The 24,222-nt window shown below is 34.6% G+C and carries 24 protein-coding genes and 1 tRNA gene; 3 read left to right on the forward strand and 22 right to left on the reverse strand.

The genetic code is table 11. The features are described 5' to 3' along the window. Positions 1 to 30: 30 nt before the first annotated feature. The 14 genes from DMB91_RS01905 to DMB91_RS01970 all read right to left on the reverse strand — a co-directional run bounded on the left by DMB91_RS01905 (position 31) and on the right by DMB91_RS01970 (position 12,548). Positions 31 to 107, reverse strand: a tRNA-Arg gene (locus DMB91_RS01905). Positions 108 to 186: 79 nt separating this feature from the next. After that, positions 187 to 2,262, reverse strand: coding sequence for an elongation factor G (gene fusA, locus DMB91_RS01910; RefSeq protein ID WP_034905182.1), 2,076 nt, complete (start codon positions 2,260 to 2,262; stop codon positions 187 to 189). Between the two features lie 13 nt (positions 2,263 to 2,275). Further along, positions 2,276 to 2,746, reverse strand: coding sequence for a 30S ribosomal protein S7 (gene rpsG / locus DMB91_RS01915; RefSeq protein WP_034905180.1), 471 nt, complete (start codon positions 2,744 to 2,746; stop codon positions 2,276 to 2,278). 93 nt (positions 2,747 to 2,839) lie between these two features. Further along, complete coding sequence (rpsL, locus tag DMB91_RS01920) at positions 2,840 to 3,229, reverse strand: 30S ribosomal protein S12 (RefSeq protein WP_034905177.1); 390 nt, start codon at positions 3,227 to 3,229, stop codon at positions 2,840 to 2,842. A 97-nt stretch (positions 3,230 to 3,326) separates the two neighbouring features. After that, the gene (aldA, locus tag DMB91_RS01925) at positions 3,327 to 4,766 is read right to left on the reverse strand and encodes an aldehyde dehydrogenase (RefSeq protein ID WP_034905174.1); all 1,440 of its coding nucleotides are present in this window, start codon (positions 4,764 to 4,766) and stop codon (positions 3,327 to 3,329) included. A gap of 21 nt (positions 4,767 to 4,787) precedes the next feature. Continuing rightward, complete coding sequence (locus DMB91_RS01930; protein ID WP_034905172.1) at positions 4,788 to 5,105, reverse strand: L-rhamnose mutarotase; 318 nt, start codon at positions 5,103 to 5,105, stop codon at positions 4,788 to 4,790. Between the two features lies 1 nt (position 5,106). Then, on the reverse strand, positions 5,107 to 5,877 hold the full coding sequence (locus DMB91_RS01935; RefSeq protein WP_081946921.1) for an amidohydrolase family protein: 771 nt from the start codon (positions 5,875 to 5,877) through the stop codon (positions 5,107 to 5,109). Position 5,878: 1 nt separating this feature from the next. Continuing rightward, a complete protein-coding gene (gene fucP / locus DMB91_RS01940; protein ID WP_034905170.1) occupies positions 5,879 to 7,123 on the reverse strand; it encodes an L-fucose:H+ symporter permease in 1,245 nt (414 codons plus the stop codon). A gap of 16 nt (positions 7,124 to 7,139) precedes the next feature. After that, the gene (locus DMB91_RS01945; RefSeq protein WP_034905168.1) at positions 7,140 to 7,922 is read right to left on the reverse strand and encodes an SDR family oxidoreductase; all 783 of its coding nucleotides are present in this window, start codon (positions 7,920 to 7,922) and stop codon (positions 7,140 to 7,142) included. Then, the gene (locus DMB91_RS01950) at positions 7,923 to 9,209 is read right to left on the reverse strand and encodes an MFS transporter (protein WP_034905166.1); all 1,287 of its coding nucleotides are present in this window, start codon (positions 9,207 to 9,209) and stop codon (positions 7,923 to 7,925) included. 11 nt (positions 9,210 to 9,220) lie between these two features. Beyond that, positions 9,221 to 10,387 (reverse strand): UxaA family hydrolase, encoded by a 1,167-nt coding sequence (locus tag DMB91_RS01955; RefSeq protein ID WP_034905163.1) that lies wholly within the window; start codon positions 10,385 to 10,387, stop codon positions 9,221 to 9,223. Between the two features lie 11 nt (positions 10,388 to 10,398). After that, positions 10,399 to 10,653 (reverse strand): UxaA family hydrolase, encoded by a 255-nt coding sequence (locus tag DMB91_RS01960; protein ID WP_034905161.1) that lies wholly within the window; start codon positions 10,651 to 10,653, stop codon positions 10,399 to 10,401. Between the two features lie 9 nt (positions 10,654 to 10,662). Beyond that, positions 10,663 to 11,619 (reverse strand): 2-keto-3-deoxygluconate permease, encoded by a 957-nt coding sequence (locus tag DMB91_RS01965; protein ID WP_034905159.1) that lies wholly within the window; start codon positions 11,617 to 11,619, stop codon positions 10,663 to 10,665. Positions 11,620 to 11,633: 14 nt separating this feature from the next. Continuing rightward, on the reverse strand, positions 11,634 to 12,548 hold the full coding sequence (locus DMB91_RS01970; protein WP_034905156.1) for a dihydrodipicolinate synthase family protein: 915 nt from the start codon (positions 12,546 to 12,548) through the stop codon (positions 11,634 to 11,636). A gap of 229 nt (positions 12,549 to 12,777) precedes the next feature. On the opposite strand from DMB91_RS01970, the gene DMB91_RS01975 reads away from it, so the two are divergent. Beyond that, positions 12,778 to 13,542: an IclR family transcriptional regulator gene (locus tag DMB91_RS01975; RefSeq protein WP_034905229.1), complete on the forward strand. Its 765-nt coding sequence runs from the start codon at positions 12,778 to 12,780 to the stop codon at positions 13,540 to 13,542. Here the strand turns inward: DMB91_RS01975 and hypF are convergent. The 8 genes from hypF to DMB91_RS02015 form a co-directional block, all read right to left on the reverse strand. Next, a complete protein-coding gene (hypF, locus tag DMB91_RS01980) occupies positions 13,529 to 15,754 on the reverse strand; it encodes a carbamoyltransferase HypF (RefSeq protein ID WP_034905154.1) in 2,226 nt (741 codons plus the stop codon). The two genes, DMB91_RS01975 and hypF, sit on opposite strands and share 14 nt — an antisense overlap. After that, positions 15,735 to 17,267 (reverse strand): hypothetical protein, encoded by a 1,533-nt coding sequence (locus DMB91_RS01985; RefSeq protein ID WP_034905151.1) that lies wholly within the window; start codon positions 17,265 to 17,267, stop codon positions 15,735 to 15,737. Before DMB91_RS01985 ends, hypF begins: the two co-directional genes overlap by 20 nt. A gap of 68 nt (positions 17,268 to 17,335) precedes the next feature. Then, on the reverse strand, positions 17,336 to 18,019 hold the full coding sequence (locus tag DMB91_RS01990; RefSeq protein ID WP_034905150.1) for a M48 family metallopeptidase: 684 nt from the start codon (positions 18,017 to 18,019) through the stop codon (positions 17,336 to 17,338). Beyond that, positions 18,016 to 19,332 (reverse strand): MATE family efflux transporter, encoded by a 1,317-nt coding sequence (locus tag DMB91_RS01995; protein ID WP_034905149.1) that lies wholly within the window; start codon positions 19,330 to 19,332, stop codon positions 18,016 to 18,018. The genes DMB91_RS01990 and DMB91_RS01995 overlap by 4 nt, the downstream gene beginning before the upstream one ends. Next, complete coding sequence (locus tag DMB91_RS02000) at positions 19,332 to 20,585, reverse strand: RNA polymerase factor sigma-54 (RefSeq protein ID WP_034905148.1); 1,254 nt, start codon at positions 20,583 to 20,585, stop codon at positions 19,332 to 19,334. The genes DMB91_RS01995 and DMB91_RS02000 overlap by 1 nt, the downstream gene beginning before the upstream one ends. After that, the gene (lptB, locus tag DMB91_RS02005) at positions 20,585 to 21,313 is read right to left on the reverse strand and encodes an LPS export ABC transporter ATP-binding protein (protein WP_034905147.1); all 729 of its coding nucleotides are present in this window, start codon (positions 21,311 to 21,313) and stop codon (positions 20,585 to 20,587) included. The genes DMB91_RS02000 and lptB overlap by 1 nt, the downstream gene beginning before the upstream one ends. After that, complete coding sequence (tsaE, locus tag DMB91_RS02010) at positions 21,306 to 21,713, reverse strand: tRNA (adenosine(37)-N6)-threonylcarbamoyltransferase complex ATPase subunit type 1 TsaE (RefSeq protein WP_034905142.1); 408 nt, start codon at positions 21,711 to 21,713, stop codon at positions 21,306 to 21,308. Before tsaE ends, lptB begins: the two co-directional genes overlap by 8 nt. Continuing rightward, the gene (locus DMB91_RS02015) at positions 21,710 to 21,955 is read right to left on the reverse strand and encodes an RNA-binding S4 domain-containing protein (protein ID WP_034905227.1); all 246 of its coding nucleotides are present in this window, start codon (positions 21,953 to 21,955) and stop codon (positions 21,710 to 21,712) included. The genes tsaE and DMB91_RS02015 overlap by 4 nt, the downstream gene beginning before the upstream one ends. A 265-nt stretch (positions 21,956 to 22,220) precedes the next feature. Between DMB91_RS02015 and DMB91_RS02020 the strand changes: the two genes are divergently transcribed. Together DMB91_RS02020 and DMB91_RS02025 are read left to right on the forward strand one after the other, a co-directional pair. Continuing rightward, entirely contained in the window at positions 22,221 to 23,441 is a 1,221-nt protein-coding gene (locus DMB91_RS02020; protein WP_034905140.1) for an argininosuccinate synthase, read from the forward strand. Between the two features lie 248 nt (positions 23,442 to 23,689). Further along, the coding region (locus DMB91_RS02025) for a major outer membrane protein (RefSeq protein ID WP_143116782.1) at positions 23,690 to 24,222 on the forward strand (533 nt) is incomplete at its 3' end.

Below are 24,222 nucleotides of genomic sequence, written 5' to 3' on the forward strand. Positions count from 1 at the left end.
TTTAAAAACAAAAGAAATACAAATCCGAAGTGGTGTCCTCGGCGAGATTCGAACTCACGACCTCAAAATTAGGAATTTTGCGCTCTATCCTGCTGAGCTACGGGGACTTTTGGCTTTTAGAGCTAAAAAACAAAAGTGGTTTGGGATATCCCAGCTTGAAAAACAAGCTAGGATTAAAAGGCTTATTTAGCCATTTCTTTTTTTGATAATCTCTTCAGAGACATTTTTTGGCACTTCATCATAATGATCAAATTCCATACTATAAGTAGCACGTCCTTGGGTTTGAGAACGCAAGTCAGTTGAGTAGCCAAACATTTCAGCTAGAGGACAAAAGGCTGTGATGATTTTATTACCACCTCTTTCATCCATTGAATTTACCTGTCCGCGTCTTTTGTTTAAATCACCTATAACATCGCCCATATACTCTTCTGGGGTTTCAACTTCAACCTTCATCATAGGTTCAAGTATCACAGCACCTGCTTTTCTAGCTCCTTCTTTAAAGCCCATAGAAGCAGCAAGTTTAAATGCCATTTCTGAAGAATCTACCTCATGATAGCTTCCATCATACACAGTAACTTTGACATCTTCAACTGGATAGCCAGCTAAAACACCATTTTGCAAGGCTTCTTGTATGCCCTTATCAACAGCTGGGATATATTCTTTTGGTATCACACCGCCTTTGATGTCATTGACAAATTCATATCCACTGCCCGGTTCTAAAGGCTCAAGCCTTAAGAATACATGTCCGTATTGTCCGCGTCCGCCTGATTGTTTGGCGTATTTGTATTCTTGTTCTACGCTTTTTCTTATGGTTTCTCTATAAGCAACTTGAGGTTGTCCTACTTCAGCTTCTACTTTAAACTCACGAAGCATTCTATCTACGATGATTTCAAGGTGAAGCTCGCCCATACCTGAAATGATGGTTTGTCCGCTTTCTTCATCAGTATTTACCCTAAAACTTGGATCTTCTTGAGCAAGTTTGCTAAGAGCTATAGACATTTTTTCTTGATCAGCCTTAGTTTTTGGCTCAACAGCTACGCTGATAACTGGGTCTGGAAAGTCCATTTTCTCTAGTATAACCTTGTCTTTTTCACTGGCTAGCGTATCTCCTGTTAGGGTATCTTTAAGCCCAACTACAGCACCAATCTCGCCTGCATAAAGCACCTTAATTTCTTCTCTTTTGTTTGAGTGCATTTTAAGCAAACGTCCTATTCTTTCTTTTTTGTCCTTGGTTGAATTATGTGCATAAGAGCCACTTTCTAGGCTTCCTCTATACACACGCACAAAGGTAAGTTGTCCTACAAAAGGATCAGTCATGATTTTAAAGGCAAGTCCTGCAAATTCGCCATCATCTGTGCTTTTTACTGAAGTTTCACTACCATCTTCATACTCGCCTTTGATATTTGCTACTTCATCAGGAGCTGGTAAATACGCCACTACAGCATCAAGTAAGGGTTGCACGCCTTTATTTTTAAAGGCTGTTCCACAAAGCATAGGTACAAGACTAAGGCTTAAGCAACCTGCTTTTATGCCAGCTCTAATTTCTTCCTCGCTTAAATCCTCTCCGCCTAAGTATTTTTCCATAAGTTCATCACTTGTTTCACTGACTGCTTCTATCATCTTAGTTCGGTATTCTTCAGCCTTTTCTTTAAGCTCGGCTGGAATTTCTTTTTCTACATAATCAGTTGGCTTCGTATCATCTTCCCAAACCAAAGCTTTCATAGTAACTAGATCAATCACGCCCTTAAAGTCATCTTCAGCACCAATTGGAATTTGAATAGGCACAGGATTAGCTTTTAGGCGATTTTTTACTTGATCTTCTACATTGTAGAAATTTGCACCTATTCTATCCATTTTATTGACAAAAATTATCCTTGGAACGCCATATTTATTGGCTTGTCTCCAAACAGTTTCACTTTGAGGTTGTACTCCACCAACTGAGCAAAATACTGCCACAGCACCATCTAAAACACGCATAGAACGTTCAACTTCTATGGTAAAATCAACGTGTCCTGGAGTGTCTATGAGATTGATTTGATAACCACCCCAAAAACAAGTAGTAGCGGCTGAAGTGATGGTGATACCTCTTTCTTTTTCTTGCTCCATCCAGTCCATAGTTGCAGCTCCATCGTGCACCTCGCCTATTTTATGACTCATTCCAGTAAAGAAAAGTATCCTTTCACTTGTAGTGGTTTTGCCTGCGTCTATGTGAGCGGCTATTCCTATGTTTCGCACCTTTTTAAGTGGTGTAGATCGCGACATTTTTTATCCTTTCTTACCAGCGGTAGTGAGCAAATGCTTTATTTGCTTCAGCCATTTTGTAAGTATCTTCTTTTTTCTTAAATGAAGCACCCTTTGAGTTTGCAGCGTCAAGTAACTCACCTGCTAGCTTATCTATCATAGTTCTTTCACTTCTTTTTCTTGCAAAAGAAATGATCCAGCGTATGGCTAGGGCTTGTTGTCTAGCAGGGCGAACCTCAACAGGCACTTGATAAGTAGCCCCTCCAACGCGACGCGATTTTACTTCTAAGATAGGCTTGATATTTTCTATAGCGTCGTTGAAAATTTCAATACCTTTTTTTTCTTGATTTTTTTTGTCGATAGCATCAATAGCTCCATACATTATACTTGTAGCAGTGCTTTTTTTACCATCATACATTAAAGAGTTAATGAATTTTGTAATTACTTTATTTCCATAAATCGGATCAGGTAAGACTTCCCTTACCGGAGCTTTTCTTCTTCTCATCATTTTTCCTTCAAATATAAAATTTTACTCAAACAAAAGCAAAACAAGGCTTTGTCTGTGTTAGCTACTTTGTCTTTAAATTCAGCTTTTGCTTTAAGACTTTGCAGCACTGGCTTTAGGTTTTTTAGCCCCGTATTTAGAACGAGAAACTGTTCTTTTTGCAACTCCTGCAGTATCAAGTGCACCACGCACTATGTGATACTTCACACCCGGTAAGTCTTTAACCCTACCACCACGCACTAACACTATGCTGTGTTCTTGGAGGTTGTGTCCTTCACCACCTATGTAAGAGATAACCTCAAAACCACTTGTAAGCCTAACTTTGGCAACTTTTCTTAAAGCTGAGTTTGGTTTTTTAGGCGTTGTTGTATATACCCTAGTGCAAACTCCTCTTCTTTGCGGACAATTCTTTAACGCTGGAGATTTGGACTTTTCCAAAACTTTTTTGCGTTCTTTACGAACCAATTGATTTATGGTTGGCACTTGTAATTCCTTTCATTAAGCTAAAATAAACTTTGGATAATAGCTAAGTTTTGCTTAGAATTAGGTTAAAGCCAAGTTTTTTCTTGGTTTTTTTGTGCTATTCTTTATTTGTATTGTATTCAAGATAAACTACATGAGTAGCAAGGTATTCTTCAAGTCCATGTTTGCCATCAGCCCCACCTATACCGCTTTTTCTAAAACCTGCATGAAAGCCTTGCATGGCTTCAAAATTTTCTCTATTGATATAGGTTTCACCAAATTTAAGCTCCCTGCTTGCCCTCATGGCATAGTCTAAATTTTGAGTATATATAGAGCTTGTAAGTCCATATTCACAATCATTTGCCATATCTATAGCCTCGCTTAGATTATCAAATTTTACTATAGGCAAGATAGGGGCAAAAATTTCTTTTTGCATAATCTCATCTTCGTGTTTTACCCCTGTTAAAACTGTGGCCGGGAAAAAGTATCCGCTTGTATCACTTATCTTACCGCCGCATTCTATACGTGCTCCTTTTTTAACAGCCCTATCAAGCATGGCTAGAGCATTATCTACTCCTGCTTGATTAACAAGAGGTCCCATGTCAAAATCGCCTTTCATGGTATTACCAACACTAACCTCACTCATAGCCTTTGTAAATTTATCCACAAACTCATCATACACGTTTTTATGGATATAAGCTCTTTCAGCACAATTACACACCTGTCCGTTATTGCAAATCCTACTTGCTTTTATGGCTTTTACAGCGAGATCAATATCAGCATCCTTACACACTATAGCAGGAGCTTTTCCTCCAAGTTCTAAAGAAACTTTGATGATATTAGAAGCTGCAGCTTGCATAACTTTTACCCCAGCTTCAACGCTTCCTGTAAGGCTTACTAAGCCTATGTTTTCATTACTTGAAAGCTCTGTGCCTACTAAGTCTGCCTTACCTGCTATAAGATTAAATACTCCTTTTGGTAAAGAACTTTGTGCTACAAGTTTGGCAAATTCAAAGGCATTATTTGGGGTTTGACTGCTTGGCTTGATGATAATGGTATTTCCTGTAAGTAAGGCTGGAGCCATTTTTCTTGCGATAAGAAAGAAAGGGAAATTCCAAGGTAAAATTCCACTCACTACACCAATGGCAGTTTTATATAAATAAATATGCTCATTTGCCCTATCACTTTGTATAATCTCGCCCTCATAACGTCTTGCCCACTCAGCCATATAATCCATATAATCAGCCGTAAAATCAATCTCAATCCTTGCTAAAGCCTTAGTCTTTCCTTGCTCTTGCATTAATACTTCACTTAAAAACTGGGCGTTTTTTCTAATAAGCTGGGCAATTTCTCTAAGATAGCCTGCCCTCTCAATAGCCGGCTTTGCCTCCCAAGACTTTTGAGCTTTTTTTGCTGCTTCAATAGCTCTTTTTGTATCTTCAAGACTAGCACTAGCTACTTCTGAAATAAGCTCTTTTGTAGCTGGATTAAAAACCTTGATAAACTCACCTTTGTGAGGGATAAATTCCCCATCAATGAAATTTAAATATTGTTTCATTTTTTCTCCTTTAAAATTTGTTTAATCTAAATGAAAAACCTCTTCCATATCAAGCCATTTTTCTCCGGCTTTGCCTAGTGAAATTTGACAAGGATCAGTAAGCTTCCACCATTGTTGAGTATTGCTATCGTTTGCCATTTTTTGCATATCAGCCTTAAAATCTTTACCCACATACTCAAAATACGCAAATAAAAATTCCCCAAAAAGATAGATAGAATAATTTTGTATATTACACTGCTTAATCATCTCACAAACTCCCTTACTAGGCTTTTTGTGCAAGGCTTTATATTCAGCTTCTTTTTCTTTTTTAATCTTAATGATTTGTCCATATCTTTGCATATTATTTTCCTTTATATACTCTTAAAGCATTTTTATAAAATAAAGCATCTAAGTCCTCAAAAACCTTGCTTTGCTTAATCAAACAAATCCATTCTTTAGGACTTAGCTTAGCTACTGGATAATTGCTGCCATAAATCAATCTTTGCTCGCCAAAATGCTTTTTTGCAAGATGAAAGAGCTTAAAGATAAAATCCTTTGGAGTATCTTTGCAAAACTCATCTAGGGCTGAAATTTTTACATATACCTTAGAAAAGCTTGCTAAAGCTTTTAAATTTTCTTCATAGATTTTAAGATCATTTAGTCCTAAGCTTCCTAAATGATTTAAAACCACTTTAAGTTCAGGATTTTGCTTTAAAAACTCTATGAGTAAAGCCAAATCCTCACTCTTTATACAAGCTTCAAAGGCTAAATCATGCTCAATAAGCTTTAAAGCTATAGCCTTAAAATCTTCATCAAAAAGCCTTTTAGCCCCATTTTTACTGGTATGCATTACCTCTCTAAAGGCACAAATTTTTTCTTTACAAACTAGATCAGCCAAACAAAGCTCAAGCTTATAAAGCCTTTGAAGTTCGAGGGCAAATAAAGCTTCCTTAGCCTTATCATCACTATTTACTTCAATATACAAGCCACCTAGAAAATGAAAATCTTGATACTCTTTTTGCAAGTCTTTAAATTCAAAGTCCTGCTTTAAACTCTCATCATTTTCAAGCCAAGAAATATCAAGCTTATCTAAATTCCAAAGGTGAATATGAGCATCAAATATAGCTTGCATATCAAGCCCTTATCTTAGAACCAAAAAAGCCATACCAAGCCACATACAAAAACAAAGGTGCAAGACTTAAAAAACCAAGTCCTGTGCCAAAACGATCATTGATTAAACCAACTATAATAGGCATAATCGCTCCTCCTACTATACTCATGACAAGTAAAGAGCCACCAAGTTTAACTTGATTAAAAGGTAAGTTTTTAGTCGCAACTGCAAAGATAGTTGGAAACGATATAGACATAAAGAAAAATAAAGCGATTAAAAGCACTATGCTGATAAAACCAGAACTTAAATACAAGGCTATGCAAATGAAAACATTGATTAAAGAATAAAGCCCTAATATACTCTCACCTTTAATTTTTTTCATCAAAGGCGTAGTGAGTATCCTGCCAAGCATAAATGCCACTAAGGCTATAGAGAAAAAATACGCTCCTTGCTCATCTCTTAGGTTTTGATTGTGTTCGCTGACATAGTTGATGAAAAAAGCTCCTGCTGTTACTTGATTAGCTATATATAAAAATTGAGCTAAAAGCCCTAGATTAAAATGTCTATGCTTAAACACTCCTATAGGCTTAGAATCATCTTTTTGCTCATAATCTTTACTCACAGCTGATCCTTCTGGGAACTTATTAAGCCAAAAAGCGATAAAAATCAAAATAACTATACTTGCAATACCAACATACACAAGCTGGACATTACCCATATTTGCAAGCAATGCTGCTTCAATCTGTTCAGCACTTGCTCCCTCATCTTGCTTAGTGATAGATAAAAACAAAACCCCACCTACGATAGGTCCTAAAAACTGCCCCAAGCCATTAAAACTTTGAGCCGCATTGATCCTAAAACTTGCATTTTTTTCATCTCCAAGCTTTGTCATGTAAGGATTTGCACTTGTTTCTAAAGAGCCTATGCCACAAGCAAGCACAAAAAAAGCAAATAAAAATAAAGCAAAGCTTGCTGAATTTGTTGCCGGTATGATGAGTAAGCAACCTATAGCATAAAGTGCTAAGCCAAACATTATACCCACCTTATAAGAAAAGCGACTTGCTATATAGCCAGCTGGTAAAGCGATGATAAAATACGCTCCAAAATAAGCAAGTTGTAAAAAACCGCTTTCATGCTGAGTGATATGAAGATGATTTTGGAAATTTTTATTCATCACATCAACAAGTCCATAACTTACACCCCATAAGAAAAATAGCGAAGTCACTAAAATGATAGCTATTTTGATATTTTTTGCATTTGCATTCATATTTTCTCCTTTTAATTTAATCCCAATTTAAAGCCCTGTCTAAATGCACATAACCTCCATCTACGCTTAAAATTTGTCCTGTGGTGTGTGAAGCAAGTGGGCTGAGTGTAAAAACTGCTGTATTAGCAATTTCTTCTATAGTCGTAAAGCGACGTCCTAGTGGTATGAAGCTAGCTATTTTTTCATATTGAGCCTTTGGATCCTTGAAATTTTGTAGCCATTTTTCATATAAGGGCGTCATTACTTCAGCTGGACATAAAGCATTAATACGCACATTGTCTTTAGCAAAGGCACAAGCCCATTCCCTAGTAAAGCCCATTTGAGCAGCTTTTGCTGAAGCATAAGCTGAAGTTCTGCCTTGCCCTGTAATACCTGTTTTACTCACTATATTTAAAATACTGCCTTGTTCTTTTTTAATATAAGGCAAACACTCTTTTGTCATAGCATAGTAATGAAAAAGATTGTTTTCATAAGACTTAATCAAATCTGTAGTGCTTGTGTTTTCAATATGTAAATTATCATTTGCACCTGCATTATTTACAAGAGCGTAAATTCCACTATGTTTTGTCGCGACTTTTTCTACAAGCTCTTTAATTTGTTCATAATTTTTTAAATCAATCTCATAAAATTCATAATTTTTGCATATTTTTTTTAACTCCTCATCATGCTCTTTAGGCATAGATCTTGAAAAAACTACAGGAATTCCACCTTCTATAGCCCATAATTTAGCAATACCATAACCAATACCCTTGGCACCACCTGTAATAATACAAACTTTATTTTTGATTTTTAAATCCATTTATTCTCCCTTATCTAAATTTAAAGTTGTTTTTAAATGCATTAATACCAATACACCTAAAATTGCTATTAGTGCCAATACTATAAGTCCAAACTCGACTCCAAAATGACTTTCTATATATGTTTTTAAAGTCGGTGCAACAAAACCACCCAAATTTCCTAAGGATCCTATGAGAGCAATAGCAGCCGCTGCCCCTTTGCCTTTTAAAACTTGAGTTGGTAAATTCCAAAATATAGGCTGAATCACGATAAAACCTATAGTAGCTAAGCTGATAAAAAATAAAAATAATGCCAAATTTGTAACAAAAGTCGAAGCTATCATACTCAAACTTGCCAGTAACAAAAATAAAATCGCATATAAATTCCAAGAGCGTTTTTTATCAGCCAATGAGGTAAATATTGGTAAGGCGATAAAAACAAAAATCCAAGGTATAGCATTTAAAAACCCTATTTTAAAACCCACATTTATTTCTAATATTTGAGCAATTTTACTTGGTAAATAAAAAAGCACCCCATAAACACTTAATTGAATGCAAAAATAAACAAATACAAATTTCCATACTAAAATACTTTTAAATACATCTTTTATAGAATGATCTTGAGCCTTGACATTAGAATTTTCAATATGTTTTAATAAAATATCTTTTTCTTTTGCATCTAAGTATTTTGCATCTTTTGGATGAGAATCAAGATAAAACAAACAAAAAATACCTACTAAAACAGTAATACCACCTTCTATTAAAAACATCCACTGCCAATTTTTAAAATATATATTTGGTGCATAATCAAGTATAAAACCGCTAATTAAAGAACCAAAAACAAAAGCTATAGGCACACCCATTTGATAAATTCCATAAGCTTTAGATCGATGTATAGCTGGAAAGAAATAACTAAGGTATAAAATAATCCCTGGACTAAAACCTGCTTCAGTTAAACCCAGTAAAAATCTTAATATATAAAAACTTGTTTCTCCTTGTATAAAAATCATTGCCATAGTTACAAGACCCCAAGTAATCATTATGCGGCTTAGCCAAATTTTTGCTCCTAATTTATGTAAAAGCAAATTTGAAGGCACTTCAAATAAAGCATAACCGATAAAAAATATCCCAGCACCTAAAGCATATGCAGCCTCGCTAATGCTTGCATCTATTTCTATATAAGATTTAATAAAACTGATATTTGTTCTATCAAGCATAGAAAGACAAAACATTAAAACAATTAAAGGCAGAATACGCCAAGATATTTTTTTACATACTAGCTCTAACTTTATTGAATTTACATATTTCATCGCTTTACTCCTTAACAAGTTATAGCAAGTCTCCAAACTGAAAAGTCGTTTTGTTCGTTTATTTCTGCTTTTACTAATTCTCCATTTGAAATTCGCACAATTAATTCTATAAGCTCATCACGCACTTCTTCTTTTGTTTTTACACCATCTATGATACTTCCTGCATTAATATCAATAATATCATTCATATTTTTATAACAAAAAGTATTGGAACTCATTTTAATAGTAGGTACAATAGCTGAACCTGTTGGCGTGCCCCTACCTGTGGTAAAAACACAGATATTTGCCCCACCAGCTACCATGCCAGAAAGCTGTTCTATGTCATTGCCCGGCGTATCCATAAAAGTAAGCCCCTTAGAAAACACAGGCATAGCATAATCAATCACCTCCATTAAAGTTCTTGTGCCAGCCTTATACACACAGCCTAAGGATTTTTCCTCTATGGAACTTAAGCCTCCTGCTATATTGCCCGGACTTGGATTTGCCCCTCTTATATCTGCGTTAAAAGACTTGACCTTTTCTTCATAGCCTAAAATCTTTTCATACACCTTTTGAGCGACTTTTTCATCTTTTGCCCTCTTAGCTAAAAGGGCTTCACAGCCTATAAGTTCAGTTGTTTCAGCTAAAATCACGCTTCCGCCCTCATCGATGACAAAATCACTTAAAGCACCCAAAGCCACATTTGCACTCAAACCACTATAACTATCACTGCCTCCACATTCTGTGCCAAGTATAAGGTCTGAAAAATCCCCCTCACTCTTTGGCATTTTTGAGGCTTCATCAAGCATGGCTGAAACGATTTTTACGCCCTTTTCAATGCTTTTTTGCATACCACCACTTTCTTGTATATTAAAATACTCCACTTGTTTATAAGGGCATTCTTCTTTGATCTTGTTTGCAACAGCCTTTGCTTGCACTACTTCACAGCCTAAGCCTACAATTAAAACGGCAAAGACATTGGCGTTTGTGCCATGTCCTATAAGCACTCTTGCAGTTTGCAAAGCATCAAATTCAAGTTGAGAACAGCCATGCTGGTGATTAATATACACAGCTGAAGGACATTTTTTAGCGATAAGTTCGCAAACCTTGTTCGCACAATGCACACTCGGTATGATAATAACTTTGTTTCTTAAGCCAAAACGACGATCAGCTCTTCTATAACCTTGTATTTTTGTCATTATTTTTCCTTTTAAACTCTTGCTCTAGTGCCTATAGTATTGTGAATATGCACCCATGTTCCAGCCTTAATATCACAACTTGCCCTAGCGATAACCTCGGCGTATTTAACAACAACCTCGCCTTTGTTAATATCCTTAAGTGCAAATTTATGTCCGCTTTGAATATCATCTTGCAAAAGCACTCCTGCTAGGTTTTGTCCTTTTTTAAAATCATGCAAAGCTGTAGCGACATTATCTTTTTCATTTACTACTATATAGTCTTTCATAATTCTCCTTTAATTTATATGTGTTCTAGCCCACTTAGCGTAATATGAGGTTAAAATTGGCACAAAAAAAGCTGTAATAACTACACAAGTACTAACCAAAATGGTAGCATAAGTTGCTTGTTCCTTAAGTTCTGGATAAAGCTGTGCGATTAACATTGGAGTTGCAGCTGCTGCTCCTGCTGTACTTGATGCAGCAATTCCAGCTATTCCATTTCCTTTAGCTAAAAATATATCAGCCAAAACTAAAAAAAGTCCAGTATAAATAATAACAGAAAACGCTAATATAAGCCCTGCTATCCCAGCTTCAAGTATAGAATTTAAACTTATAGTACTGCCCAAAGAAAAGCCTAAAAAAATAATCATAGGCTCATTAAGTTTTGTTAAAAATGCTCTAAATTCTTCATCTAAATTACCTAAAATAAAACCTAATAAAAAAGGCAGTACTAAACCTACAAAATTTTGTATAGAAAAGGTAGCAAGTCCAGCAGTTCCTAAAATTACCATGGTAAATAAAGGACCGCTTTCTATCATCAAAAGCAAACTAGCTCCAGCCTCTTCTGTAGTACCGTATTGTTTTGTTAAAGCTGTATATAACCCTGCATTAGTCATATCCATAGCTGCTACAACGGCTAAAGCACTAAAACCTAAAAATAACCCTTCACTCACCATACCTTGCGGAACTAATTTTTGCATAAACAAACAGGCTAAATAAGCTGCAAACATTTTTGTTGCTAATAACACGCCTGATTTTTTAAGCACTACAGGGGCAGCTTTTAGTTTTATACTAGCTCCAATACCCACAAACCATATTGCTATAATAACCGTAGAACCGGTTCCCAAAGCATTTGTAAAAGGACCAAAATAAGCTAATATATCTGGCCAAAAAGTATGAATTATAACTCCTATAAGCATAGGAATTAGCATCATTCCCCCAGGTGTTTTCTCTAAAAAATATTTTATTTTCATTTTTATTCCTAAGATTAATTTTTCAAACTAACACCTGTATCTTTTTCTAATTGAATTAAAACTTTTTTTGCCTCATCTAGCTTTTCATCTAAAGATTTTTTCGTATTTTCAGATAAAGGATGTATGCTTGCATTTGCAAACTTAAAACCCCTTGCCTTTAAAAGCAAGGCAAAGCCCATAGGAAAAGAAAAGCTCATAGCAAAGCGTATGGATTTTAAAATACTTTTTTGCAAATATGTAGCTTCTTTAAAATTTCCTTGCCTTGAAAGCTTGTAAATTTCACTCATAAGCTCTGGAAAAACCGCCGCTATACTTGTCATAGATCCTTTAGCACCAGCAAATAAAGCTCCTGCATAAAATTCTTCCCTACCTACAAAAACGTCAAAATCTTGCGGGACTACATCAAGAATATGATACAAAAGTAAAGCATCACCGCTACTATCCTTAATACCTGCTACATTATCAAGTTTAGAAACCCTTTCTATAAATTTTAAACTTAAAGAAGGCACAAAAAGCGGAATATTATAGATATATACAGGAAGTTTTACTTTAGATGTCACATCTTTAACATATTCAAAAAGTGTATCTTCATCGAATTTGTAATAATAAGGCATAGCAAGTAAAAGTGCATCCAAACCTAGTTCATAAGCTTTTTGAGCTAATACGAAGGTATTTTTATATACAGTTGAAGTAATGCCTGTTATGATAGGCACTTGCTTTTTAGCTGCTTCTTTGCTAAGTTGCATTAATTTTACTTGATCTTCTACACTTAAAGCTTGCGAATCCCCTGAACTCCCATTGCAAAAAAGTCCGTCTAAACCCTTAGAAATACCAAATTCGCAGTATTTAATAAATTCTTTTTCATTGATATTTCCATCCTCATGATAAGGGGTAAGCAAAGCCGGTAAAGTTCCTTTTAAAATTCCCATTTTTTCTCCTTTTTTGTATATACAAAAATATTTTTATATACGAAACAATATAGCATAAAAAATCTAATCTTCAAAATACTAATAAAGCTAAAAATACCTATAAATTCACAAGCAAACACTTTAAAATAAGCTTTTAAAACAAAATAAATGTAAAAAGCATATTTTTAAAATCTTGTTACAAAAGGTAAAAAATATGCTAAAATTTCAAAGCAAAAAAGGAGAAAATATGTTGCACCAGCCTACTCTTAGGGTGATTAAGGTATTAAATTTGCTTGCAAACTCACCAGAAAAACTAAGCCTTAGTTTCATCTCTAAACAGCTTAATATCCCGCCAAGCACTCTTTTTCCTATACTTCAAACCCTACAAAATGAACATTTTATACTTTGTGATAATGTAAATAAAAGCTATGATTTAGACTATAAAGTCTTAGAACTTGCTCAAAAGATAAAAAATGAAAATACAGCCTTAGAGCTTATTAAAAAATATATGAAAAACATTAGAGACTTAACTCAGCAAACCTGCCAACTTGGCATTTTAAAGGGTGGTGAGGTATTGTATCTTGAAAAATTTGATGCCTCAAGTGATGTGCAAATTAAATCCTTTGTAGGTGCTTCTTATCCAGCTTATGCAACAGCACTAGGCAAAGCCTTACTTGAAAAAAAGAGTAAAAAAGAACTCACTCAAATTTACACCCAACCCTTTATTTTAATGACGCAAAATACAACAAAAAACATAGATGAGCTTTATACAAAAATCACTCACATCAAAAAAGATAAAATCGCTATAGAAAGCGGTGAGCTTAATCCCCAAATCGAATGCATGGCTATAGGCATAGAATATAAAAAAGAAATTCTTGCCGCTATTAGCATAGCCTATCCTCTTTTTTACTCAAACAAAGAATTTAAAGAAAAAAACAAAGCCATTTTGCTTCAAGCAAAAGTTCATATACAAAAAGCCCTTAAGCTTTATTTTCCAGAACTTAAAAGCATTTAAAAGCAGGGTCATTTTTTAGATAATGCACCATTTGTCCAAGTGCTATAGAGCTGTCATTTACTGGGAATTTTAAGCCTGTTTTAAAATTTAAACCTCTATTTTTAAGCAAGTTTAACAAAGTTGTATTTTGAAAAACGCCCCCACAAAGCAAAACTGGCAAATTTTCATCTAAGTGTAGCTTTTTTTTATAAAGCTTTGAAAGCTTGATAATGCAAGTTGCAAGTGCATTTAAAAAACCGGTGCAAGCGTGTTTTTGATCATCTTTTAAGGCTTGTAAAAAAGCATTTTTAACACAAATTTGATTATTTTTAAACTCAAAATTATAGCTATAATTCAAGCTAAAATCATAATATTTTTCCATTAAAAGCCCTATTTGAGCTTCATAATCAAGTTTTTCTTTACTAAAAATCACGCTCCCAAAAGCATCAATAATCCTGCCTAAAGAACTTGTATAAAGTTTGCTTTGAGTGTAAATTTTTTTAAGATTTGCCTGTTTTTTGGCGTCCATAGTAGCTAAAAAATGGTAAGCTTCTTGTTCTAAACCATACTTGAAAATAAGGCTTAAAGCTAAATTTTGAATATGTGTAATATCTGCATTAATGAGTTTAAACTCATTAAAATGAGCTAGTCTTTCATACTCTTTTAAGCTGGCTTGAAACACTTCGCCTCCCCAAATATGAGCATCATCGCCATACCCAGTGCCATCAAAGGCAAAAACAAGCAATTTTTGCGTATAAAAACCATGCTCAAAAAGCACAGCACAAGCATGAGCGTAATGGTGCTGGACTTTAAAGGCTTCTTTATAGTCTTGATTGAGGCTAAAATGTGGGTGTTTATCGCTGATAATATGTGTAAAATTTAAATCATAACTTTTGCGAAAAAAACCCAAAAGCGTTTCAAAACGTTCTTTAGTGTCTAAACTTTTTAAATCCCCTATATAAGGAGAAATCAAAAGCTTTTTATCAAAAGCGATCACGAATTGGTTTTTAAGCTCAGCACCTAAAGCAAGGGCAGTTTCATTTTTAAAATTCTCATCAAGCTCTATATAACAGGGATTTATCCCTCTTGAAGTGCGTAAAAACATAAACTCATCATCAAACACGCAGGCTATGCTATCATCACTTGCGTTAATGATCTCTCTTTCATAATCAAGATAATAATCAAATACTCCATTAAGCTTCTCTAATAAGGCTTTTTCGCTGTAAATAATGCTTTCAGAGCTTATATTTGCACTTGTGGCGACTATTGGGTTTGAAAAATACTCAAAAAGCAAGAGATGAAACGGCGTATAAGCAAGCATAATGCCTATTTTGTCAGTATCAAAAGCAATTTGTGCTGGCATTTTTTTAGCCTTTAAAAGCACGATGGGTTTTAAAATAGAGTTTAAAAGCTCTTCTTCTTTTGGTGTGATAAAGGCTAATTTTAAAGCCATTTGCATATCTTTACACATTAAGGCTAGAGGCTTAAAAGGGCGGTGTTTTCGCTCTCTTAAAAGTTTTACTGCTTTTTCATTTAAGGCATCACACACTAAATGAAAACCACCCATACCCTTAATAGCAAGCACTTTTCCTTGCTTTAAAAACTTTGCACTTTGTTTAAAAGCTTTTTCATTGCTTGCAAGAACCCTGCCCGCATTATCTTTTAAATGCACTTCAATAGCACATTGAGGACAGCTTATAGGCTGGGCGTGAAAGCGACGATTTGCTGGATTTTTAAATTCACTTTGACAAAACTCACACATCTTAAACTTAGCCATGCTGGTATTTTGCCTATCATAAGGAAGCTTTTTGATGATAGAAAAACGTACCCCGCAATGCGTGCAGGTGATAAAGGGGTAATGATAACGAGGATTTTTTGGATCATAAAATTCTTTTTTGCATGCCTCACAAAGTGCAAAATCACTTAACATAGCACCTGTTTTAAGGTTTTGCTTGGATTTTGTGATAGCAAAATCAATATAAGCTTGTTCTGCTTTTTGTGTGCTAATGTGAATGTGATCGATACGAGCAAGGGCTGGTAAATTCGTTTTTAAAAACTTTAAAAAAAGTTCAAGCTTATCTTCATCACAACTTAAAAAGATCACCACACCCTTTGTATCATTAAAAACCTCGCCTTTAAGTTTTAAATTCTGAGCTAAATTAAACACCAAAGGGCGAAAGCCTACCCCTTGCACAAGCCCTGAAATTTCAAGCTTATATATAAAGGGGCGCATGAGCTATCTTGCAGTTTTTAAGGTGTTTTAAGGCATTTTTAAGTAAGCTTTTGTGCTCAAATAATGAACCTGAAAGGATAGCAATTTGAGCTTGATTTTTCTCCCTTAGCTCATCATAAAAATCCCTTAAGAAAAATGCTAAGCTTTCCACTGCCCCATAAGCTATATTTGTAGCTTCAACGCCGGCTAATAAAAAGCTCATCACTGAACGCAAAGTGCGTGTATAATCAAATTCTTTTGAGTTTTCTTTAAAGCGGTAATCAATCTTTACCCCACGAGGAATTTTACTCTCATCGCTAAGCTCTAAAAGCTTTAAAGCTGCTTTTTGAGGTGAATCATCAAGCTTTAAAACAAGTCCAACTAAGCCAAGCAATGAAAAAAAGCTCTTCTCAAGCTTAAACTCACCTTGCAAAAGCTCAAATTGAAGGGCAAAATTATCATACAAACGTTTTCCAATTGCATCAGCACAAATATCTTGATATATTTGCTTTGCTGAACTTGGCATTGTAAGCTCTAAAAGTTTAAGTTCTTTATCTAAAAGCACAATATCATCTTGGGTTTTACTCAGATCAAGCAATAAAGACTCTTGCTTAAATTCGCTAAGTATATAAGAAATGCGTGCGTAGTTTTTATCTTCCTTGCTTAAGATCAGCTCTTTTGCTCTTTGATTGACAAAATCAAGCCCACGCACGATCACAAGTTGATTTTCAAACTCAAAAAGTTCAAGTTCATCTTGAAAATGCTCAAGCTTGAAAAAGCTTAAAAACTTAAAACCTTCCTCAAAAAGCCTTAAACCCAGTGCAAATAAAAACAGATTATAAGCCATTTTTACCTTAAATTCATGCTTTGGCGTAGAGTGGTTTTTGCGAAATATCGAGCTAAAACGAAGTTTCATCACAGGCTTTTCAAGACTTGCAAGGAGTTTTAAGTTTTCATTGCTACACACAAAGGCTGAATTTAAAGCTTTTAAATCCGTAGGCATTAAAAAACTTGCCTTAAAATCATTATCAAAAAGCTTGATTTTATACACGCCAAAAGCATTTTTAAGCACTAAAAACTTGGCATTTTTAAGCTCTTTTACGCTTCTATCAAGCAAGACATTGAAATTCTCTTTATTGATATTTTGAAATTCTTTTTCATCAAAGCTAAGCATATCATCTACGAAACAAGACCATTCATTTGTTTCAAGCTCGTTTTTCTCAATATAAGCATTTAAATTTTTTGAGCTTAAAAAATCCCTTTTTGTAAAATCAGCCAAATTTTTTGGCTCTTCTTGTATAAAATGCTCATCTTCTAAGGCTTTAACCTCAAAATGACGCAAAAAAACTGAGTTGGCGATAAAATTTAAATGATCGCAAAAGCTAGTAAGTCCAGCCTCATCAGACTTTACATCAAGAATAATATGATCTTGAGTTTTACGCAAAGCAAAAGCAAAATCCCTTGCATAATACCGCAATAAAAACTCCAAAAAATCATTATCGCTTATATAAGTAAAGTCAAATCTTAAAAACACTTTTTATCCTTTTTAAAAACCTAATATTATAGCATTTTTTAACAAAAGCTCGCTTAAATAAATATACTTTAAATTTGGTGTGTGAAATTTAAGCCTTTAAGTAGCTGCTCTCTTTGCCTAAAATCTGGCATAATTTGCCCTAAAAAATCATAAAATTCTTTTTGATGATGAGGGAATTTTAAATGCGTTAATTCATGCAAAATTACATATTCAATAGCCTTTAAAGGCTTGTGAATGAGCCTTAAATTCAAGTTTATGCGTGCAAAGCGGTGGTTACAAGAGCCCCATAAAGTTTTGTTTTTTTTAATGCTTACCTTACTCACCTTTCTTTCAAAATAAAGCTGATATTTTTGTATATAAAAGTTAAAAATTCGCAAGGCATGCTGTCTGAAAAAAATCTCTAAATCTTTTTTATTTTTTGCCAAAAGTTCATTTTTATAAAGCCTTGTTTTTGCGAAATTTTCATCAAAACGCAGTGTATAAATCCTACCAAGAAAGCGAATTGTATCTTTTTGCAAACTTGTTTTTGCATTTAAAAATCGCTTTAAATGCTTATCAATCCAAGTTTGATTTTTTTGCAAAAACGCAAAGACTTCAGTTTCAGTGCAAGTAAGTGGAATGCTAAGCTTAAATTCCCCATCATTGCTTGCTTTAAGGCGAAGGTATTTGATCTTTTTATACTCAAATTTTAATTCAAGATTTTCAAAACTTAGCACGCCTTTTTTTAAAGCCTTTTTTACGCCATACTTCATACTACAGCTTTTCCCTGCCATTTTTTACTTTTCCAACGCCAAGCATTGCTTAAGCCCCTTAAAAACTCATCGCACAAAAAGCCTATCCAAACGCCTAAAATTCCAAGCTGTGCATAAAAACAAAGCCCATATGCCACCGGCAAAGAAACACCAAGCATAAAAATACACGCCATGATAAAAGGAAAACGAGCGTCTCCACTTGCGCGCAAGGAATTAACCATAACAATATTAAAGGTTCTTGAAGGCTCTAAAAAAATCGAAAGCAAGAAAAGTGGTTGCATTAAAGCCTTAAGCTCATGATTTAAACCAAGTCTTTGCATGATAAATCCTTGCAAAAAATAAAAAACTAACACCACACTTAAAGTCGCAATAATGCTGATATTAAAAGCTTTCCAAGTGTGTTTATAGGCCACATTTAAAAAATTTGCACCTACAAGCTTGCCGATAATAATCTCATTTGCCACGCTTATGGCTTGTCCTGTCAGCATAACAAACATAGAAATTTGAAAATAAATCGTCTGCACGCTTAAATTTGACGCTCCTAGACTTGCTACAAAAGAAAAAGCAATGGTGTATTGCACGATCCAGATGAGATTTTCTCCTGCACTGAAAAGTCCTATTTTTAAAATCTTTTTCAAAACGCTAAAATCTAAAAAAATCATCGTTTTTATATTAAATTTGAAATTAATCTTAGAAAAAAACACGAAAGTAAGGATTATAATGACAAGCAAACGCCCAATTATCGTCGAAATTCCCACACCAAAAAGCTCTAAACTCGTATAATAAAGCACATAATAATTAATCCCTATAGTGCCTACATTCATAATCAAAGTTGCATACATCACCCAATACGCCAGATTATACACGCGAATGATTGCTGCTAAAACCGCAGCTAAAGCGTCAAAAAACAAGCAAATTCCAAGCAAATGCAAATAAATCTTACTTGGTGTTAAAAGTTCTTGTGGCACATTCATCAAATCAAGCAAAAAATCGCCTTGCAAAAGTATAAAACTTGCACATACCATACCCAAAAGCAAATTTAAAAACAAGCTTTGATGAATGCTTTTACTCACTAATTCATAATCTTTTGCCCCCAAAGCTTGGGCGATAACGACACTACAGCCCACACTTAAAAAACTAAAAATAGTGATAAAAATGCTTAAAATTTGATTGCCAGCTCCAAGTGCACCAATAAGATAGTTTGAATACTGCGTTACCATGTAGGTATTGATAATGATCGTTAAGTAACGCAAGAACATTTCAAGAAAAATCGGCACGGAAAGTTGTTTCAAAGAAAGTTGTTTTTTAGGCATTAGCTTAACTCATAAATTTTCTTTCTATCGCTTGAGCTAGCTATACCAAGTTGTTTGCGGTATTTAGTAATTGCTCTGCGTCCTATTTGTATGCCTGAAAACTCATTTTGGGCAAGCTGGAGTATCTTCTCATCACTGAGTGGTTTTTGTTGATTTTCATTTTTAATAAGCTCTTGAATATATTCTTTTATCGTTGCATTTGAGGTCTCACCATCTTCATCAAGGGCTGTAGTAAAGAAGTATTTTAAAGGCACAAGTCCTCGCTCGCAGCCTAAATATTTGTTTGCTATGGCTCTTGATATGGTTGAAGCATTTCGCTCTAAATCATCAGCTAAGTCCTTTAATTTCATCGGTTTAATCTCTTTACCGATAAAAAAATCATACTGATGTTCGATGATCATTAATCCCACCTTATAAAGCGTGGCTTTTCTCATAGCTAAAGCATCAACTAAATTTTTTGCATCTTTGATATATGAGCTTAAAAACTCATGTGTCATTCCATCAGTTTCAAGCGAAATTTCAGGATAATATTCATCATTTATCTTGACTTTTATCTCGCCATTTTCGCGGTAGATAAAGATATCTGGCACGATTTGCTGGCTGTCCTCAAAATACTCTAAAAAAGGCGGTGTAGAGATATTTTTAAGCACTTTTAAGGCTTCTTTATAAAGCTTATCTTTAGCATAATCTTTGATATTTTCAAAATCCTTTATCAAAAAAATGCAAAATTCATACAGCTCATCATCAAGCTCTAAGCCCTCAAGTGCAAATTGCAAGGCTTCTTTAAAATCCACAGCCCCTACACCCACCGGCTCAAGATACTTAAACCTCTGCCTTACTCGCTCAACCTCATCTTTACTATAGTCTTTCAAAATTTCTGTATCATACTCAAAATAGCCCTCGTTATTAAGACATTCTACGATTTTTAGGGCGATTTCTTGGCTTTTTGTAGTGGGGAAAAGTGGGGGCTGAATTTGTTCATTTAAAAGCTCATAAACGCTTTTTTTAGCTATACTTAAAGCTTCAAGTGTATCGCTAACTGAATTTTTATGCAAGCTTTCATAATAACTTCTTTTAGAACCTTTATCATTTAAACTAGGATTTTCTTTGACGCTGATAAAGGGATTTTCTTTTGCAAATTCATCTAAGCTTTCTTTTAAATCCTCGATATTAGCTTGCAAGATAGGAAGCCACGAGCGAAGTGTATTTGAAAGTTTAGTTTTTTGACTTTGACTTTGCTTTTGTTTTAGCATTAATCAAGGAGTTTAAACTCCGCTCCTAAGTAATATTTTCTCACATCTTTATTATGTGAAATTTCACTTGCATTTCCACTTGCTAAAAGGCTACCTGAACGTATCACATAAGCACGGTCACAAATTGCCAAAGTTTCACGCACATTATGATCTGTGATTAAAACCCCTATTCCTAAAGCTTTAAGTTCATTAATCAACTTTTGAATTTCAGCTACAGCGATAGGATCAACCCCAGCAAAAGGCTCATCTAAAAGTAGAAATTTAGGCTCTATCATAAGCGATCTTGCGATCTCGCAACGTCTTCTTTCCCCACCGCTTAAACTCAAACCCTTTCTTAGGCGGATAGGCTCAATGCTTAGCAAATCAAGCATTTTTTCAACTTTTTCTTGCAAAATTTGTTTATCTTTATAAATGATTTGTGCGGCTAAAAGCAAGTTATCTTCAACACTTAAGTCCTTAAAAATACTACTTTCTTGAGGTAAATAGCCAATACCTTCTTTTGCACGTTTATTTAAAGGCTCTTGAGTGATATCCTTGCCATCAAGCAACACCTTACCAGCACTTGGTTTAATAAGCCCACAAATCATATAAAAAGTCGTTGTCTTACCTGCTCCATTTGGTCCTAAAAGTCCTATAACTTCACCACTATTTACTTCTAAAGAAATGCCATGAATAATCTTTGTTTTTTTGATGATTTTTTCTAAATTTTCAACGCTTAATTTATTCATAAATCACATACTTTCTTTTTTCATCTATACTTGAAATTTTGATATTAAGCACCTTTAAATCCTGCTTTTTCAAGGCTTTTTCAAGGCTATCATCTCCCCACTCTACCAAATGCAAACCATCTTCAAAAAAATTCTCAAAAAGTCCATTTTGTAAAATGCCCTCAAAGCCTATCTGATAAAGATCATAATGAAAAATTTCTATATTTTTTAATTTATAATGTTGCATAAAAGAAAAAGTTGGAGAATTTACATTTTCTTCATAGCCTTTAAATTTTAAAAAATGCTGTATTAAAGTTGTTTTACCACTTGCTAAATCGCCTCGTAAAAGCACCACCCCTTCAGCTGGAAAAAGCGTGCAAATCATTTTAAGTTCATCTTGAGCAAGGATAAGTTCTTTCATAGCTTTTGCACAAACTCACTTTGCATAGTTTTTGGGATATTTTTAAGCACAGGTAGAGCTAAAACCTTGTAAGTATCGATCTTATCGTTAAATTTCAAGCTGATTATATCTGCAACCTTGACATCTTTACTAGGCTTTACGACAATTCCATTGATACTAACTATACCGCTTTTACACATATCTTCAGCAATAGCCCTTCTTTTAGTAATATTGACTACATTTAAAAATTTATCTATTCTCATAAGTGGAAGTTTAGCAGATTTTTTTGAATTTAAGGTTAAAATTTTAAAAGTTTGGAACAAAAAATGCTTATAAAAATAGCTTTTTAGCAAATACGCCTTTTATAAAATTTTACACTAATGTTTTAAATGATATAGCAAGTAGCATACTCAAAGATGTGGAAGAAAAGAAGTTTTAAGCAATAAATTTGACTTTTATTTAATTTTCATATAAACATTTTTTCGTTAGAATGCTTGTTTAAATATCACAAAACCTTAAGGAAAAACGATGAAAAACGAGATTAAAAAAGTCGTTCTAGCTTATTCAGGTGGGCTAGATACTAGCATTATCTTAAAATGGCTTCAAGATGAGTATAAATGTGAAGTTGTAACCTTTACAGCTGATATAGGACAAGGTGAAGAACTCGAGCCAGCTCGTCAAAAAGCCCTAGCTTTAGGTATAAAACCAGAAAATGTCTTTATCAAGGACTTAAAAGATGAATTTGTAAAAGATTATGTTTTTCCTATGTTTAGGGCAAATGCTATTTATGAGGGCGAGTATTTGCTTGGCACAAGTATAGCACGTCCATTAATAGCCAAAACTCAAGCACAAATTGCTACTGATACAAAAGCTGATGCGGTAAGCCATGGTGCTACAGGCAAAGGTAATGATCAGGTGCGTTTTGAGTTAGGATACTTAGCTATAAACTCAAATTTAAAGATCATCGCACCTTGGAGGAAATGGGACTTAAACAGCCGTGAAAAACTCTTAGCCTATGCTCAAAAACACGGCATAGATATCAGCAAGAAAAAGGGCAAATCTCCCTACTCGATGGACGCAAATTTACTTCATATCTCTTATGAAGGTTTAGAGCTTGAAAATCCAGCCATAGCTCCAAATGAAGATATGTGGCGATGGACAAAAAGTCTAAAAGATGCTCCAAATGAGAGCCAAATTATAGAGCTTGAATTTGCAAAAGGTGATTTAGTGGCTATTGACGGGCAAAAAATGAACCCTGCCGCACTTTTAGCAAAGCTTAATGAATTTGGGGCAAAACATGGTATAGGACGCCTTGATATAGTTGAAAACCGCTTTGTAGGTATGAAATCACGCGGCTGCTACGAAACGCCGGGCGGAACAATACTACTTAAAGCACACAGAGCCATTGAGAGCATTACTCTTGATAGAGAAGCAGCTCATCTTAAAGATGAGCTTATGCCAAAATACGCTCGTTTGATCTATAATGGCTTTTGGTTTAGCCCTGAAAGACTTATGCTTCAAGCACTCATTGATGAAAGTCAAAAACACGCAAATGGACTTGTCCGCCTTGAACTTTACAAAGGTAGCGTTATGGTAGTTGGCAGAGAAAGTGCAAATGATAGCCTCTTTAACGCCGCATATTGCACCTTTGAAGAAGATGAAGTATATAATCAAAAAGACGCTGAGGGCTTTATCAAGCTTAATGCCCTAAGATTCATCATTGCTGGCAAGACTGGAAGGAAGTTTTAATCTTGTTTTTAAGCTTAAGCCTTAGATACAGGCTTTAGCTTAAATCATATTTGATGTTTTTTAATTTTTCATAAATACATTTTTGCCCTAAAATGCGCACTCAAAAAGTTGTGTTTTTTCAATTTTAAGATTTTTTACTCTTAAAAATAAGCTTTTTTGATACTTTAAGCAAATTTTAAACAAAAAAATCTGTTTTTTTGGTTACAATACTTGCACTAATTCAAAAATTTTAGTGAAGGAGATTTCGTATGAAATTAGTAAAGTTAAGTTTAGTAGCTGCTATCGCTACAGGTTCGTTTTCAGCGCTTAACGCTGTTTCTTTAGAAGATGCGATTAAGAATGTTGATTTTTCAGGTCAATTAAGATATCGCTATGATACAGGTGCTTGGGATGGGGATGTTAGAGGTGCTCAAAGTTCTATGCAAGGTGAAGATGCAAGACAAACCCATAGATTCCGTGCAAGATTAGCTTCAAAAGCTGATATAGGCGATGGCTTTAAGGTATTTGGGCAAGTTCAATACGGCAATGATTCAAACGGCGGTTATGGAGTGGGTAATACAACTGCAACTAACGCTACTTTCAATCTTCGTCAGGCATATTTACAATATGACTTAGCTGATTATGGCACTAGCTTCATCTGGGGTAAGCAAGAACTTGGCACCATTTGGACTACAGATATGGTAGGAATGGCTGCTAAAGCTCTTTATACTGGTATAGATGGCTTAACTTTGGCTGCTTTTGCTGTAGATAGTTTTGAAAGAGATGGTGATAGAGCGTTTAT

The organism is Campylobacter sp. MIT 97-5078, from assembly GCF_006864455.1.
In the GTDB taxonomy this organism is placed as follows: Bacteria; Campylobacterota; Campylobacteria; order Campylobacterales; family Campylobacteraceae; genus Campylobacter_D.